Genomic DNA, 16,514 nt, shown 5'->3' on the forward strand with positions numbered 1-16,514 from the left:
GGGGGCGAAAGCGGGTGACTTTGCGCCTCGCGGCAGATGAATCTCACTAGACCCCCCTTGATTGCGGAGTAAGGGGGGTCTTTCCTACTCTAGTGAGAGCGCAGAAGACGCGGGTTGTGCTGCAACACCTGAGAAGCATCGGCTGGGTCTACCTGCGGGATGGACGGGGAAGTCACGAGCTGTGGGGGTTACCCGACGGTTCGCAGAAGGCGGTTGTTCCCGCGGGTCACCGCGAGGTTTCGGCCGGTGTGCTCCGGATGTTGGAGAAGGCGGGAGCGACGCTCCCCGACTCATGGAAGTGACGGGAGGAAGCATGGTTCGCAGGTTCGATGTCACCGTGGAGCGCGAAGGGCGCTGGTGGGTGTTCGAGATCCCCGAGCTCGGAACCGGTGGCCAGGCCGCTTCGCTCCGTGAGGTCGAGAGCGAAGCTCAGGGTGTGGCGGCGATGTGGCTCGACGTTCCGCTCACCGATGTTTCTGTCACGGTCACCGTCCACGGTGCGGAAGATCTTCTGGACGAATGGGCAGCAGCCGGTCGGGAAGAGGCCGAGGCGCGACGTGCCCAGGCTCGCGCGGCCGAACGCCGACGGGCCGTCATCGCGCAACTTCGTGCGCAGAGGTACTCCGCCCCAGACGTGGGGCGTGTACTGGGCATCAGCCCGCAACGCGTTCATCAGATCGAGAAGCGCAAGGCCTCCTGAGTCGGCGCGTCGCAGGGTGCGTGGAATGCCCCGTCGGTGACCTCGCCTTATCCCTCCGTCCTCCTCGTATCAGCACGTTCCGTCGACGAACGTGACCACCGTCGAGTTGCTCTTGTCGATCTCGCCGCGAGCCGACGTGACACCCGTCGCGACGGTGTTCGTGCCCTTGCGCAGGGTGCCGGAGGCGTCGAGCGTGAGGAGCGTGCCCACGGCCGTGCTGTCGGCCGGGACCGCGGCATCCACACTCCCTGCGGGGAAGGCGGAACCCGTGTCGGTCCACATCCGACGGTGCATGCCGGTCCCGTCGACCCAGGTCACACTGGTGTAGTTGCCGCTGTCGAGCTCGGCGAACGCCGAGGTGACGCCGGTGGCGACGGACGTCGTGACCCTGCGCAGCACGGCGTCGGGGCCGAGCGTGAGGAGCGTGCCGACGGCGATGCTGCCCGCCGGAACGCTCGCATCGACGTTCGATGCCGGGGAGGGGCCCGTGCCCGTCCAAAGGCGTCGATGCATGCCGGTCGCGTCGGTCCAGGTGAGGGTCAGCGCATTGTTCTTGTCGAGCTCGGCGAAGGCGGACGAGACCCCGGTCGCAATGGTCGTGACGTCTTTCCGGAGCGTGCCGCCCGAGTCGATCGTGATCAACGTGCCGACGACGACGCTGTACGCGGGGACGGTGACGTCCACGCTCGCCGCGGGGTACGCCGCGCCGACGTCCGTCCACATACGGCGATGAAGGCCTGACGCGTCGACCCACGTCACCGAGAGGTAGTTGCTCTTCTCCAGCTCGGCGAACGCCGACGTGACGCCGCTGGCGATCGTCGAGGTCCCGCGCCGGAGCACGCCGCTCGGGTCGAGGGTCACGAGCGTGCCGACGGCGCGGCTCCCGGTGGGGACCGTGGCATCCGTGCTTCCGGACGATGAGGCGGCACCGGTGTCGATCCACGTGCGGCGGTGCAGACCCTGCGTGGCGGTGCTCGTCGGCGAGGTGAGGGTGGCGGCGGCCGTGGCATCCGGGGCCGTCGCCGTCAGCGTGCCTGTCGTTCCTCCTGCCTGGACGCGGATGCGCGGGAGCGTGACACGACCGGCCGCGTCGGAGACACCGGTGAACGTGCTCGACCCGTTGGCGAAGTGATAGCCGGTGGAGGTCGTGGCGGTCACGCTCTTGCCGGGCCCGGCGACTCCGTCGACTGTGACCGTGACGGACGCCCCGACGATGTCGGTGCACACCGTGCCGCTATAGGAGGTCTGGTCGAAGGTGAGGGTCGTGGTCGTGGACGCGGATGCCATGGGCGCGAGCGTTGCGGCGGCGATGGCGGGGATCGTCCATGCGGCGCCGGCCAGGACGGAGCGACGATCGACGTCGGGAGGGAGGAGCGGTGACGGATCCGCGGGCGTGATCATGGCGGGGCCTTTCATCGGGCAGCGGGAACCGCTGATTGTCGCGCGATCGGCGGCGGCGGCAGCCTGGGGTCGGTCGCGCCGCGCGAAGGTGAGGGGGCTGCCTCCGGGTGGCTCCCCTCAAGGGCCGCGGAGGTCTCCGCCAGCGGATGGTCAGTCCCTTCACCTCGACGACGCTGTGTGCTCACCTGGTGCCGGCGCGGCATCCGTGCCCCGCCTGTGGACAACCCCCTCTCGTCGCGGGCGCTTCGCTAGCCTGGAGAACGACCGACGCCGAGGGGGGACCATGACGGAAGTCGCGGGAGGGCACGGGGGCAGTCACGGGAGGGCGTGGCCGTCGCAGCCCGAACTACTGACCGATACATCGCGGTGCCCATGGTGCTTCGCGCCGATCACGGCGTCGCCCTGTGCGACGTGCGGACTCGATCTCAGCGATCCGCGGACCTTCGACGTCCTCTCGTTGTCGCAGAACATCGCCGGTCTCGTCCACGCGCGCGACGAGGCGCTGCGGCTGATTCGTGAGGATGCCGCGGCGCGGGCACGCGCGGCCGTTCCCGAGCCCACGACATCGGCAGTCCCATCTGCAGGGCCGGTTCCGGCTGCTGCCGAGACGCCCGTTCCTCCCGCTTCGGTCCCGGTCTCCGGCCCAGCGGCTCCGATCTCTCCCCCCGGCGCACTCGAGCCCGCAGAGGAGCAAGGCACGTCGGTGCCGGTCCCCGACGCCGCGCCGGTCGAGCCCGCCGCGGGCTCCGGGCCTGCGCTGCCGGTGGCCGCTCAGGCGGCGGTGCCCCCGACCTTCACGGCGCCCCCGGGTTTCGCCCCTCCGGGCGAGCTGCATCCGTTCCCGGACGCCGGGGCCAATCAGCCCGCGGGCGGTCCGAGCGAGGTCGCTCCGAGCGGACCGGCCTTCCCTCCGCCGAAACCCGACGAGCCGGCGAAACCGCGCCGCTCCGGCGTGCAGGTCTTCCTCCTCTCGGTCGGCGTCGTGCTGCTCGCCGTGGCCGCGGCGTTCTTCCTCACGGTGGCCTGGGTCAGCGGGGGTCTCGTCCTGCGCTCGATCATCGTGGGGGCTCTGACCGCGGGCGTGATCGTCACGGCATCCGTTCTTCGCCGTCGGCGACTGACCGCGACGGCCGAAGGGATCGCGCTCCTCGGGATCGCCCTCGTCGCCCTCGACGTGTGGGCCGTGCGCGCCAACGACCTCGCCGGCGCGTCCGGGGCGGATGCGCGCGTCTACTGGGGGTGGGCGGCGGTTCTCGCCGGCATCGCGTTCGTCGTCTGGGCGCGCCTCGCAGGCCTCCGCGCTCCGCTGTCCGCGGGCGTCGCGTCGCTGGCGGTGGGTCCGCCTCTCGTCGTGGCCGGTCTGCTCTCCCGCGACATCACGCTCGGGTGGTACGCCGCCGGACTGACGGTCCTCGTCCTCACCCTCGCCGCTCCGCTCGTGCGGCGGCTGGCCCGGGCCGACATCGGATCCGTCGCGATCGAAACCACGGCCCTTCGCGCGTTCGCGGGGATCGGCGCGATCCTCGCCCTGGTCTCCGCGCTCGTCCTCGACCCCGCGAGCGCGTGGACACCGGTCGCAGCCTGCGTACCCCTCGCGGTGCTGCTGGGCGTGCACGCGGGGGCGTTCCTGCGCACCGGTGCAGCACCGGTGGCCACCGTGGCGGCGCCGTTCGCGGTGCTCGCTCTCGGGTCCGGGGTGGCGACGACGGTCGTCCGTCTCGCGGATGCCACGGTCACCGTCACCGTTCCGCTCCTCGTCGCGGTGGTCGTCGCGCTCGCCCTTGAGGCCGTCGCGGCACGGCTGGGGGCTGGGGCTGCCCGAACGGCCCTGCTCGCCGGAGCCCTCACCGCTGCCGCGGGCGCCGCTCTGGCCGCGGTCGCCCCCGTCCTCTGGGCGCTCGCGGCGCTGGGTGCTCCGCTACGTCGCCTGCTCCCGCTGTTCGGCGAATCCGCGTTCGTCGTGAACGACGTGGATGCCACGAGCACGGCCGCGGTCATCTCGCTCGTCGCCGCGGTGGTGCTGGCCGCTCTCGTGTGGCGTCTTACCGGCCGCGGCGCGAGCCGCCGTGTCGTCGTGTGGTGGGCGGCGGCGGGCGTCCTGCTCCTCGTCGGCCCGCAGTGGCGCGTCGGCCTCGCGATCGTCCTCTGGTACATCGCGCTGGCGATCACCGGCGTGGTGCTTCTGCGGCGACGACGGGGCGGTGTCGCGGTGTCCGCCGTGGCGGGGAGCCTCGCGCTCCTGACCGGTTGGGTCCTGTCGTTCTCGTCGCCTCTGGCGTGGACCGTCGCGACGCTGGGGTTCCTCGTCGTGCTCTGGATGCTGGCATCCGTCACCCCGGCGGTACGCGTGCCCTCGACCGGGGTGTTCGTCGCTTTCGCGGCAGGCAGCGCGTGGCTCGCCCCCGCCGCCGTGCTCGAGGGGCTCGGTCTCGAGGTCCTCGGTCTCGGGCCGCTCGAAGCCGTCGGGTCTGTCGCGTCGATCTGCCTGCTGCTCGCCCTGGCGCCCTGGAGTGGTCCGCTCGCGCCTCCGCGTGGATGGGACGCCGGGCAGCGCGAGGCGGCTGCCTCCGTGGGACTCGCGATCGTCTTCCTGTCGGCGGCGGTCTTCGCGGTGTTCGGCAACACCGATCGCGCCGCGTCGACGTGGTGGACCGGGGTCGGCGTCGTGGCCACCGCGGCCGCCGCGTGGATCGTCCTCGGCCGCGCGTGCCGCGCCTGGGCGGCTCTGCGGCCCGGGGCAGCGGTCGTGTGGCCGCTGCTCGCGACGATGGCGGCTCTTGCGATCATCCGCCCGCTCGAGCCGGTCGAGCTGGTGGCGAGCGTCGCGGTCGCGTCCGTCGGCCTCCTCACCGCTGCCGTCGTGCTGGTCGTCCTGCGCGGTGACGTTCGCACGCGGATCCTCACCGACGCCGGAACCGCCGCGGTCGCTCTCCTGTCGGTGACGGCATTCGCCCCTCGCGCGGGTTTCTGGCTCCCGCTCCTGATCGTCGCGATCACCGCCCTGATCTGGTCCGTCGACGCGGACGGACTCTTCGTCTCGCGGGGTGTGCGGCGCCATCTCGTGTGGCTCGCGGTCGCGCTCGCGACGGGCGCGCTCTGGCTGCAGCTCTCGTCCGAAGGAGTCGAGACCGTCGAGGCGTACACGCTCCCGCTCGCGGGTGCTCTCGTGCTGCTGGCCGCCGCGAATGAGCGTGCGCGTCGCCGCGTCGGCGGGCGCTCGGTCGCCCCGCCCGCCGTGATCGCCTTCGCCGGGACAGCGCTGGCGCTAGTCCCCTCGGCGGTGACGGATGCCGAAGACACCGTTCGCGTGGTCGTCGCCGGTGTGTTGGGTGCGGTGATCCTCGTCGCCGGTTCCTGGGTTCGCCCGCCGCGGACGCCCGACGTGCTCCCGCTCGCGGTCGCCGCCGCGGGCGCGCTGTCGTTGCTTCTCGTGGGGGGTGCGCAGCTTCTCCACGCGGCGGAGCGCGGTGCATCCGGGGGCCCTCTCCTCGACGCGTTCGTGCTCGTGGTCGCCGCAGCCCTGACTGCCGCGGCCGTGGGCTGCGGGCGTCGTTCGGAGCCCTGGACGCTACCCCTCGGTCGAGGGGCGGTCATCGCGGCAGCGGTCGTTCTCGCGATCGGCGAGACGGTGCTCGTCGGCGTCGATGGCGGCCCGATCGTGCGAGCTGTTCTGGCGGTCCTCGTGCTCGGTGCTGCCGGCGCCGCGGTCCTGCGGGTCCGGCACGCGCTGGCGGGAATCCCGGTGGCATCCGTCCTCCTCGGTGGCGCGGCGCTCGTCGCCGTGACCGGCCTCGGCGCGGGCATCCGCCCGGTCGAGGGGATGACGCTTCCCCTCGCGGCCGTCCTCGTCGCGGCCGCAGCGGCGCTGCGCGCTCGGCCTCTCTCTCCGGTGGCCACGGGTCTCGCGAGCCTCGGGCTCGCCGTGGCGCTCCTCCCCTCTGCGGCCCTCGTCACCGACGAGCTCCCTCGAGCGATCTCGGTCCTCGCCGCCGCTGTCGTTCTTCTGCTCGTGGCGGCGCTCGTGACGCGCGACGTGCTGCGTCCGCTGGTCCTGCCGACGCTCGGTGTGGCGGCTCTGGCTCTCGTCGTCGCGGGCGGCGTGCGCGGGGTCGTCGACCTCGACCGGCCCGCCTTCGACGCGTGGATGCTCGCGGTGGCGGTCCCCCTCGTGGTGGTCGCGGTTCTTCTGCAGCGTCGGGGCGACGCCGTCCCGGCGTTCGCTTCTCCGTCGGCCGCGCTGACGGCGCTGGGATTCGCGGGGGTCCTCTCCGCGCTGCGGCTCACGGCCACGGGTGACGAGAGTCTTCGCGCCGCGCTGACGATCCTCGCGATCCTCGCCGTCGCGATTCTCTGGAGCGGCGTGCACCGCTCGCTCGTGTTCTGGGCCAGCGTGGGCGTCGCGGCTGCGGTGGGAGCGGTCGCCCTCGCCACGGGGTCCGGTGATCCGGTCGAACTCGTGACAGCGCCGATCGCGGCCGTGCTCGTGTGGCACGGCATCCGCTCTCTCCGCGCCCGTCCCGAGCTGCGCAGCTGGCCGGCCCTCGGCGTGGGGCTGGCGCTGCTGCTCATCCCGTCGCTGCTGTTCGACTTCGTCGGCGACAACGTGCTCTGGCGCGTGATCGGGCTCGGCGTGGTCGCCCTCGCCGTGCTGTTGGTCGGTGCGCGCTTCAGGTTGCAGGCCCCGGTGCTGCTCGGCGGTGTCGTGCTGATCGTGCACGCCGTCGCCCAGCTCTGGCCCTGGATCGCGTCGATCTACGAGAGCGTGTCGGGCCTGTGGTGGCTCTGGCTCGGGATCGCGGGTGTGCTCCTCATCATCGTCGCGGCCACATACGAGCGCCGCATCCGCGAGGTGAAGGCCGCGGCCCTCGCGATTCGCGCGCTGCGCTGACGCGCGATGCGGCGCTGCGCTGAGGTGGCGCGGCGGCGCTGCGCTGAGGTGGCGCGGCCGCTCAGCGCCGAGGCGGCGGACCAGATTCGGAGATGAGCAGCAGATTCGGATCGATGCACCGGGCAGGTCCGAATCTGACGCTCATCTCCGATTCTGCGCGTGTCGGAGGCCCACTGACGGTAACCGAAAACTCGAAGGAGCGTCCTCGCGTTGCCCGTCAGCCCTCGTAGCCCATCGGCATGTCGATGACCTCGAAGATCGCGGGCGCGTACCATCGTTCGCGCCCGCCCCTGCCGTGCGTTCCTAGGGAGCGGAGCCAGCCTCGCTTCTCAGCGTTCTTGATGAGCAGGCGTGTTCCTTGGTTGGTCATCTGGAGCTCGTCTTCGACTGACTTGACCGTAACGAACGGGTTCCGAACGATGATGTCGACGAGCCGCGGCAGGTTCGAACGCTCCTTGATGGCTTCCGAGTGATATCGCTCGCGAATGGAAATCAGCCTGCGGGAGCGGTCGACGGCGTCGTCAGCTTGTGCGCGAACGGCCTCGAGGAAGAACGTGAGCCATCCCTCGATGTCGGCTTTCTCACGCACGGCCTGAAGCCGCTCGTAGTACTCCTCCCGGTGGGTTTCGAAGTAGTTCGAGAGGTATAGCAGCGGCAGGGGAAGGCGCTTGCGTTCCATGAGAAGGAGGTTGATGAGCAGCCGCCCGATTCGGCCGTTGCCGTCGAGGAACGGGTGGATCGTCTCGAACTGGTAGTGCATGAGCCCGGCCTGCACGAGCGCCGGCAGGGCGCGACCGTCGTCGTTGACGAACCGCTCCCAATCCGCGAGGAGGTCGCCCAGGTGTTGGGGGAGCGGCGGTACGAATGTTGCGGACGTCGGCGTAGCGCCAGCGCGGCCCACCCAGACGGGGGAGCGTCGGAACTCCCCAGGCGATTTCTCCTCGCCCCGCACCCCAGTCAAGAGGGTTTCGTGGACCTGAAGGATCAGTCTCTGGGTGATCGGCAACGTTGCTGCCAACGTGTAGGCCTGATGCGTCGCCTGAAGATAGCGGTGGACTTCGGCGGTGTCGTCGTTGCGCGCGTCGGTGTCGATCTCTGCTTGGAACACCTCGGATAGCGATGCTTGGGTGCCCTCTATTCGAGAGCTCGCGAGCGCCTCACGCCGAAGGTACGGGCCGATGAGCAGGCTCGGGTCGGTGATGAGCATGCCCAGTCCCTGCAGATGTCCGAGAGCCGCGTCCGCTTCGGAGAGTGCGGCGACGACCACGCTCGACAGGTTCAATTGGCGCGGGATGGGCCTGGGGAGGTAATAGACGAACGCATCCTTCTTGCCGGGCTCGCGCGTGGCGTATCCGAATGCGGAGTCGACAAATCGGGTTGCATCCATGCATCCACGCTACAACTAACTGGGCGTTTCAGTTGGAGCGTCATGGCGCGGTTGTAACTCGAGTTGGAGCGTGAGCCTGACGCTCCAAGTGACTTGAACGTCGGTTGGAGCGTCGGTCCTCCTCCGCGCGACGCGGTCGTTTCTCGCGTCGACCAGTTTGGAAGAAACGACGAGGCCAACTCCCGTGCGCGCAGAGGTGGGCCGCATGTCTCGCCTCCGCCGCCATCATCCGCCGGCACCGAGGACTACGGCGCGCGGTTGGCTCTTCTGCGTCGCGTCAGCGGCGGATCCTCGGCGTCCGTCCCGGCAGGACGGGGACCGGATGCCGTGCCCTCGGCGCGCCGACCCCCGTCGGCCCGCGACTTCACCGCGGTGTCGCCGACGATCGCCTCGTCGCCGAGGTCGGCGGTGTCGCCGCCCACCGCCGCATCGTCAGCCCGCGCGGCGGCACCGCCCGCTGCCGCGTCATGAACGTCTGCTGTCTCGCCGCCCGCCGCCGCGCCGCCCGTCACCGTTGAGCCACCCGCCGTCGCACCCGTCGCCGCGCCCGCCGTCGCACCCGCGGCCGCCCCTGCCGTCCCACCCGCCGTCCCACCCGCCGTCCCACCCGCCGCGACACCCGCGCGCGCATCCGCCGCCGCCCCTTCCCCGGCGACGAAGTTCGCCACCTGCACCAGCGTCGGCCGCTCGCCGCGCCGCGCGAGGCGGCCGCGGCCGGCGATCATGGGCTCCGCGTAGAGCTTCGGCAGGATCGCGCCCTCGGAACGGTCGCCTGACATGATCAGAGCCGTGCCTCCGGTGTCGCGGATGCCCTGCAGCGCCGCATCGAACATCGCGCGCGCGGCGCCGGCCACCGGCCGGCTGACCACGACGTTCAGGCGCAGATCGCGAGCCGAGGCGAGGTAGGGCAGCAACGGGCGCAGGGGCTCGGTGCCGCCGGCGGAGAGGATGTCGAAGTCGTCGGCGATCACCAGGATCCGCGGGCCCGAGTCGCGGTCGCTCTGGCGTTTCTCGAGCTCGACGGCGATCGACTCGGCGAGCAGGCGCGCTTGTCGTCCCGACGACGCGTGTCCGCCGAGGTACGCGTCCGACACCTCCGACACCAGCTCCCCGCGCGCGTCCATGAGCGCAACGACGAGCTCTTCCGGGGTGTGCCGGTCGATCGTGCCGCGCACGATCCCGCGGAGGGCGGTGGTCTTGCCGCAGTGGCTGTCGCCCAGCACGAGCAGGTGCGGGTCGCGCGTGACGACATCGAGGAGCACGGGCTGCATCGTGTCTTGGCGGAGCCCCAGGGGCACGGCATCCGGTTCGTCGATCGCATCGGGCAGCTCGGCCGCCGACAGTTCTTCGGGCAGCAGGCGGATCGGCGCCGCCCCCTGACCGCCCCAGCGCGCCGCACTCTCGCGCGCGAGCTGTTCGAGCGCCTCGCCGGTGTCGCCGTCGTCGACCTCTTCGAGGAGGGGGAGGGCGATCTGCGCGAACAGCTTGTCGTCGGTGAGCACGCGGCCCGGCTGGTCGGCCTTGAGGGTCGTCGAGAGCTTGCGCGCGATCTGCGAATCGGCGGGATCGTTGAGCTTCAGTTCCAGGCGCGTGCCGATGAGGCCCTGGAGGTTCATCCGCAGCTCGTTCCAGCGCGAGAGGGCGACGACGACATGGATGCCGAAGCTCCCGCCCCGCTCCAGAAGCTGGGCGAGCGGCGCCTCGAGGTCGTCGAAGTCTTGGCGCAGCGCCCCGAGCCCGTCGACGAGCAGAACGACGTCGGCGCTCGGCAGCTCGGGCAGACGCCCTTGTGCGTGCTGGCGGCGCATGTCGGCGAGAGAGTCGAGACCGTGGTCGCGGAAGACGCGCTCGCGCGTCGCGAGCATCGCGGTGAGCTCCTCGAGCAGTCGCGTGAGGCGCTCGCGGTGCCCGCGCGTGGCGACACCGCCGACGTGCGGGAACGGCTCGATGCGGGCGAGGCCGCCGCCGGTGAGGTCCATGCCGTAGATGCTGACCTGGCGCGGCGAGTGCGTGAACGACAGCGACGCCGCGAGGGTGCGCAGGAACATCGAGCGTCCCGACTGAGGTGCTCCGGTGATCGACACGTGTCCGCCGGAACGGGTGAGGTCGAGCATCCACGGCGACTGCGTCTGCGTGGAGGGGTTGTCGAGGAGGCCCATCGGGGCACGGAGCGTCCCGGCGCCGTCGGCCTGCGGCAGCACGCCGCCGAGCGTGAGAATGGGCGGCAGCGGCGGCAGCCAGACCGGCCGCGTGCGGGTGACGCCGCGGGCGAGACGCTGGGTCGCCGCTTGCACGAGCGTGCGGCCGGTGGTCGGGGTCTCGGGCTCGGCGCTGTCGAACTCCTCGGCCTCGACCTCGTGCGCGGGGAGGTCGTAGGCGGGAAGCGGCAGGACCGGCGGGGCGTCGTCGTGCCGCGGTCCGGCCTCGACGGGGTCGGGAACCGGTCCCGAGACGTAACCGGCGCGGAAGCGGGTGTAGACCGAGGTGTCGACCTTCAGGTAGCCGAAACCGGGGATGGCGGGGAGGTGGAAGGCATCCGGGGTGTCGAGCACGACGGCCGACTCGGCCTCCGAGAAGGTGCGCAAACCGATGCGGTACGAGAGGTACGTGTCGAGACCGCGGAGGCGGCCACCCTCGATGCGCTGGCTCGAGAGCAGCAGGTGCACACCGATCGAGCGGCCGATGCGCCCGATCGTCAGCAGAAGTTCGACGAAGTCGGGCTCGGCGGTCAGCAGCTCGCCGAACTCGTCGATGACGAGGAAGAGGTGTGGCAGCGCGGGCAGGTCGGGTCGCTCGCGACGCATCTGGCGATAGTGACCGATGGATGCCGCGTTCCGGGCATCCTTCAACAGGCGCTGCCGACGCACGACCTCGCCCTGGATGCTCGACCGAGCGCGCTCGGTCAGCTGCGGGTCGTCGGCGAGGTTGTCGATGATGCCCGCGACGTGCGGGAGCCGCGAGAACGGCGCGAACGCCGCGCCCCCCTTGTAGTCGACGAGGATCATGCTGAGGTCGTCGGGCGAGTGGGTCAGGGCGAGCCCGAGGATGAGCGTGCGCAGGAGCTCGCTCTTTCCCGAGCCGGTCGCGCCGATGCAGATCCCGTGCGGACCCATCCCGAGCTGCGCCGACTCCTTGAGGTCGAGCAGCACCGGGCCGCCCCGGTCGTCGACGCCGATGGGCACGCGAAGGAACTCCGCGGCGCTGCGCACCCGCCACGAGGCCTTCACGTCGATGGCATCCACGTCGTCCACGCCCAGAAGCTGCGTGACATCGGGGGCGAGAGAGGTGCCGGCGTCTTCGGCGGAGGTGCGGGTGAGGCGGAGCCCCGTGAGCGGGCGCGCGATCACCTCGAGCGCCTCGCTCGAGACCGGGTCGATCCGGATGCCGGTTGCCGGGGCCTCACCCGAACCCGGTGTCTCGATCGTGGCGATGCCTTCCGCGACGGTTACGCGCACCCCGACGGTGGGGGGTTCCTTCAGCCTGTCGTCCACCACGTGGACGACGGTGATGCCGAGGTCGGCCAGACTCAGCGCTGCGTCCAGACGGGGCACGGTGCTCGCCGCGCCGTCGCCCTCGTCGATGACGACGATCAGGCGGCCCGGCTTCGTGCGACGCCCCGCGCGCCGGGAGGCGGCGGCGGTCGCGACGCGGTCGCGGAGTTCGGCGCTCAGGAGTGAGAGGAGGTCGTCGAGACGGGGAGCGAGGCGCCGCGCGGCGACGGCTCCGGTCGGAGCAGCGTCCGACGACAGGTGGGGGACGAGGTCGAGTCCGCGCCAATCGTCCAGCCGGTGCGGCGCGACGACGGCCGCGATGTGCACGTCATCGGGCGAATGGAACGCGGCGATCTGGGCCACGAGGGCGCGCGCGACGGGCAGGGTGTCGGTTCGGTCGCCGACGATCGACACGTGTCCTCCGCCCTCCAGGTCGACGGTGGCGGGCATCCCCTGGGCGACCCCCGCGAGGCGGACCATCCGTTCCGCCGACTCGCGCATGACCGGGTCGAAGGGCTGCACCGGGTTCTGTTCGGCGGGCAGGGCCACCTCGACAGCCCGGAGGTCGCCCGTTCCGATTCGCACGCGCAGGAAGTCGGCGTCGCCGGGGCGTCGTTCCCAGCGCCGCGCCGGATCCGCTCCGATCTCGACGAGAGTGCCGGGGGCGGGGTTGAGGGCCAAGGCCGCGTCGCGTTGGCGGTCGGCCCGTTCCCGCACCGTCTCGCGCGTCTCCTCGAGGTAGTCGAGATAGCGCTCGCGCTGCACACGCCGCTGGCGCGCGGCGTTGCCCCGCTGCGTGAAGGCCAGGCCCAGACCGCCGACGAGCGCGACGACGAGGATGACGGCACCGACCACGACCATGAGCGGGTTGTTGCGCAGCAGCACGATCATGGTGATCGACGACAGACTCCCGACGATCGGCAGGAGAGACTGCAGCGGGAAGCCGGTCGGCCCTTCGCCGACCGGCGGGGGCGGCGCGAGCACGACGTCGTCGGCGGGCACCACGGGCTCGCTGATCCGCGCCGGGCGGTGCACGATCCGGACGTTCACGCGGCCGCCCCCTCGGCGCGCACCAGGGCAGCGGCCAGTCGCACGAGGGCGCGGTGCGTCAGCGAGCGGCGTGCGGCGCCACCCGCTCGCAGGCCCGGGTCGAACGGTACGGCGATCACGGGATGCGGCGTTCCTGTGGCGACGGCGCGGGCCACGGCGTCGCCCTCGCGGGCGTGGTTGACGAGCGCCAGCACGACTGTCGGCGCCTCCGGGAGGCCGGCGATCGCGGTCACCACGGACCGCGCGTGCTCGACCGGCGACCGACGTCCGTCGCTGACGAGGCACACGACGTCGCACAGCGCGGCGCACGCGGCGAGGTCGACGAGCGGATGCCGAACCCCGAAGTCCGTGATCGCGACGTCGAAGAAGCGGGTGATGGGGGCGGCCTCACCGAGCCAGGTGCCGACCGCGTCCGTGCTGTCGCGCGGGCGCAGCGCGACCACCCCGTCGGCGACCTCGAGTCCGGACAACGCCTCGGCGGTGGTGCGCGCTCCCGCGCGCGTCTCATTGGGACCGACGGGCGCGGCGCCGAGGCGTGCGCCGAGTCCGTCGTCACCGGACGAGACGTCCACCGCGAGCACGGGGGCGCTCCGCCGCGCGGCGACGGCCCGCGTGAGCTGGTGGGCGACCGTGCTCGTCCCGGCCCCGGGCGACAGGGACAGCACCCCGATGCGACGCGTGGTCGACAGACTGCCGCGGATCGCGGCATCCCAGGCGGTCAGTTCGATACGCCCGTTGGCGCCGCTGCCGAACACGGCGGCGGCGACGGCGCGGGCGTCGAGCACGGTCACGGCCGACCGCCGAACATCGCCAGCAGATCGGCGTACACGCCGAGGGCTCCGACGAGCAGGGGGAGCAGGGAGAGGACCGCGAGCGACTCGATGATGTTGCCCACTCCGCGGAGGCGTGCGCGGACGTGCGCGCGGGGGCGGACGAGCACCGCTGCCGCGATGATCGCGGCTCCCCCGACGGCCACGACGGTGCCGATCCACGCTCGATCCCCGGACAGCAGCACCAGAAGTATTGCCGCCGCGATGGCGCCGCCCGCCGCCCACAGGAGCCAGCCGTGCGAGCGGAGGGGGAAGGCGCGCGTGCGCAGCGCGGCGACGAGGAACAGGGCGAGCGCGAGCAGCTCGGTCCAGATCGTGCCGGAGAGGGCGAGGACCACGCCCGTCACGCCGATGATCGACGCGGTGGCCGCCACGCTCCACGTGAGCGCCGCGTAGGCCTCGTCGATCGCCGCGAAGGTGCGGCGGCGGCTGGGCGGCGATCCCTCGGCGGCGCGCTGATCGAGGTCGGTGAGGCCGGCTGCTCCCAGCGCGATCCAGGGCAGCGGGCCCGTCGCGAAGGCCGCCACGACGCCCGTGATCGCTGCTGCCGAGACCACGTCGACCCGCGCGAGCACCAGACCGAGGAGCAGCGAGGCAAGGACGGCGCCCACGGCGCCTCCGGCAGCCGCTCCCCGTCGACGATGAGCGACTCCCACGGCCAGTACGACGGCGGTCGAGCCGACCGCGATCGCCGCGGCGATTCCGGCGACGAGGGTGGCGGTGGCCGGGTATCCAGCGCCCGCGATCGCGGCGGAGGTCGCGGTGCCCACCGGTAGAACGAGTCCCGCGGCAGCCGCCGCCACGCACACCGACAGTCGGCGGAGACCGCCGAGACCGAGCGCGATCGTCACCCCGAGCAGGAACAGCGCGGCCCCGAGCAGGCTGAACGCGCCGACGGCCGGCGCGCTCCAGGGCGCCGTCCATCCGGCCAGGGCGAAGGCCACCGCGATCCCGACGGAGCCCGCGATCGCGCGTGAGCGGCCGTCCCACCGGTCGGGCCGCGCGTCGTGCGCGTCGGCGGCGGCGTCGGTGACGTCGATCACGACGGGAGGCGGGGGCGCGGCATCCAGTCGCACGAGGCGCACGAGCGAGCCGTCGACGAGGTCGAGCTGCTGCGGGGTCAGGGCGATATCGATCTGCTCACCGTCCGGCGCGACGACCGCGAGCGGTCGCGCCACGGTTCCCGCGGTCTCGCCGAGCAGGTCGATGAGGCGCGGGAGAGCCGCGCCGAGAGGCTCGGTGCGGGGGACGACGACCTCGACACGGCGCTGCGCGCCCGCCACGGTCACGCGGGTGTAGATGCTCACGGGGTCTGGGCTCCGGTCGGGGTGGGGACGGTCGACGGGGTCTGCACGGTCGACGAGGTCTCCGCTCGCTCGCTCAGCAGCTGAGAGACGAACGACACCCCAACGCATGCGGCGCACGCGACGGCGGCGATGACGATCGTGCCCATCAGGCGCTTCGCGTGATCGTTGACGGTGCGGCGCTCGCCGATGTGGCCGTAGAGCAGGGCCGACCCCAGACGCATGCGCTGGATCTTCGCCTGCTCGATGAGCACCGCGTCGCGTTGGTCGGGCATCAGCGGCCTGCCTCTCGGATGGTCAACACGCGATCGCCGATCTCCAGCGTCACGTTCCCGGGCACGGGCGTGCGCTGGTGCGCGAGGAGCGGCGTCGATGCTCCGGCGCCGCGTACGAGCGTGCCGTTGGTCGAACCGAGGTCGGTGACCCACACCTGCCGACCGTCCCACTCGAGGCGCACGTGCGACTTCGACAGCGTGCGGGACATGTCGGCCCACCGGTACACCTGCGCGGGGGCATCGGGCGGAGCGACCGGATCGCGGCCGAGCACGAGCGCCGCATCGAGCGAGAGGCGTTCGCCCGAATCGAGAGCGAGGGTGGGAACCATCCCGCGTCGCGGACGGACGGATGCCGGGGCCCCACCGCCGTCGTCGGGGAACGCGAACGCGGCGATGGCGGGGGCGAACGGGTCGCGGCCGCGCCGGAGATCGTAGGCTCCCAGAGCTCCGCTGACGAGCGCGAGGAGGGGGCGAGATCCGGCCGCCGCTCCCGTCGACCGGCGGACGATGCGGATGTCGACGGTCGCCGCCCCGAGCGTGCGCCCGGTGCGGCCGAGCAGCCAGACCGCGACCCCGAGCAGGACGAGTGCAACGGCGATGAGGATCGCCCCCACGACGGGCAGACCGGCGATCGCGACGGCGATGCCCGCGGCCAAGACGGCGAGGGGCATTACGACGTCGAGCGCCACCGCGCCGATGAGCTGCCCCGCGTGCGCCCGCTGCGTGAACACGAGCGGGTCGACGTCGGCGAGGCGCAGCGCCTCGTTCGTGGTCATGCCGCCTCCCTGGACACCGACCAATACCTTCTTCATGCGTCTTTCCCGGCCCCGCGGGCTTGATCACGCGGGAAGTCTTCCCCTGAGGGGCGTCTTTTCTACATCTCGGGAGCGCGATCCGTGGCGCATCTCGCCCCGTTTTACGGACGGGTCCGGGAACCCCCGTGAAACGGCGGCGGCGTCGGACGCGAACGCCCGACGCCGTTCTGTCGCGTGTCAGCCGATCGACTCGACGGCGGCGCGAGCCTTGCCCAGAGCCGTCTGTGCGGCCTCATCGTTGCGCTCGAGGGACGAGCGCAGGGTCTGGATGATGCCACGCACCTCGGCGGCGGCGTTCTTCCAGCGCACCTCCTTGCCGTGGTAGTCCTCGGACACCCCGTCGGCGGCGTAGTCGGCCATCGCCGCCTGCACG

Annotated in this window: 9 protein-coding genes and 1 pseudogene; 2 read left to right on the forward strand and 8 right to left on the reverse strand. The window is 72.0% G+C overall.

The window, feature by feature from the left end:
• The first annotated feature begins 313 nt into the window (after positions 1–313).
• Positions 314–700: a helix-turn-helix domain-containing protein gene (locus P2P98_RS14595; protein WP_275800835.1), complete on the forward strand. Its 387-nt coding sequence runs from the start codon at positions 314–316 to the stop codon at positions 698–700.
• 69 nt (positions 701–769) lie between these two features.
• Here the strand turns inward: P2P98_RS14595 and P2P98_RS14600 are convergent, their stop codons facing one another.
• A complete protein-coding gene (locus P2P98_RS14600) occupies positions 770–2,101 on the reverse strand; it encodes a hypothetical protein (RefSeq protein ID WP_275800836.1) in 1,332 nt (443 codons plus the stop codon).
• Between the two features lie 703 nt (positions 2,102–2,804).
• Between P2P98_RS14600 and P2P98_RS14605 the strand changes: the two genes are divergently transcribed.
• On the forward strand, positions 2,805–6,989 hold the full coding sequence (locus P2P98_RS14605) for a hypothetical protein (RefSeq protein ID WP_275800837.1): 4,185 nt from the start codon (positions 2,805–2,807) through the stop codon (positions 6,987–6,989).
• Positions 6,990–7,206: 217 nt separating this feature from the next.
• Here P2P98_RS14605 and P2P98_RS14610 read toward each other — a convergent pair whose 3' ends face one another.
• The 7 genes and pseudogenes from P2P98_RS14610 to P2P98_RS14640 all read right to left on the reverse strand — a co-directional run.
• The gene (locus tag P2P98_RS14610; protein WP_275800838.1) at positions 7,207–8,376 is read right to left on the reverse strand and encodes a Fic/DOC family N-terminal domain-containing protein; all 1,170 of its coding nucleotides are present in this window, start codon (positions 8,374–8,376) and stop codon (positions 7,207–7,209) included.
• A gap of 245 nt (positions 8,377–8,621) precedes the next feature.
• Positions 8,622–12,917 (reverse strand): type VII secretion protein EccCa, encoded by a 4,296-nt coding sequence (gene eccCa, locus P2P98_RS14615; protein ID WP_275800839.1) that lies wholly within the window; start codon positions 12,915–12,917, stop codon positions 8,622–8,624.
• Positions 12,914–13,708, reverse strand: coding sequence for a hypothetical protein (locus P2P98_RS14620; RefSeq protein ID WP_275800840.1), 795 nt, complete (start codon positions 13,706–13,708; stop codon positions 12,914–12,916). The genes eccCa and P2P98_RS14620 overlap by 4 nt, the downstream gene beginning before the upstream one ends.
• On the reverse strand, positions 13,705–15,054 hold the full coding sequence (locus P2P98_RS14625; protein ID WP_275800841.1) for an EsaB/YukD family protein: 1,350 nt from the start codon (positions 15,052–15,054) through the stop codon (positions 13,705–13,707). Before P2P98_RS14625 ends, P2P98_RS14620 begins: the two co-directional genes overlap by 4 nt.
• On the reverse strand, positions 15,051–15,326 hold the full coding sequence (locus tag P2P98_RS14630) for a hypothetical protein (RefSeq protein ID WP_275800842.1): 276 nt from the start codon (positions 15,324–15,326) through the stop codon (positions 15,051–15,053). Before P2P98_RS14630 ends, P2P98_RS14625 begins: the two co-directional genes overlap by 4 nt.
• Complete coding sequence (locus P2P98_RS14635; protein ID WP_275800843.1) at positions 15,326–16,102, reverse strand: FHA domain-containing protein; 777 nt, start codon at positions 16,100–16,102, stop codon at positions 15,326–15,328. The genes P2P98_RS14630 and P2P98_RS14635 overlap by 1 nt, the downstream gene beginning before the upstream one ends.
• 216 nt (positions 16,103–16,318) lie before the next feature.
• Positions 16,319–16,514, reverse strand: a pseudogene (locus tag P2P98_RS14640) (hypothetical protein); the annotation flags it as partial.

It is taken from the genome of Microbacterium sp. Kw_RZR3 (genome assembly GCF_029222405.1).
Classification (GTDB): Bacteria; Actinomycetota; Actinomycetes; order Actinomycetales; family Microbacteriaceae; genus Microbacterium.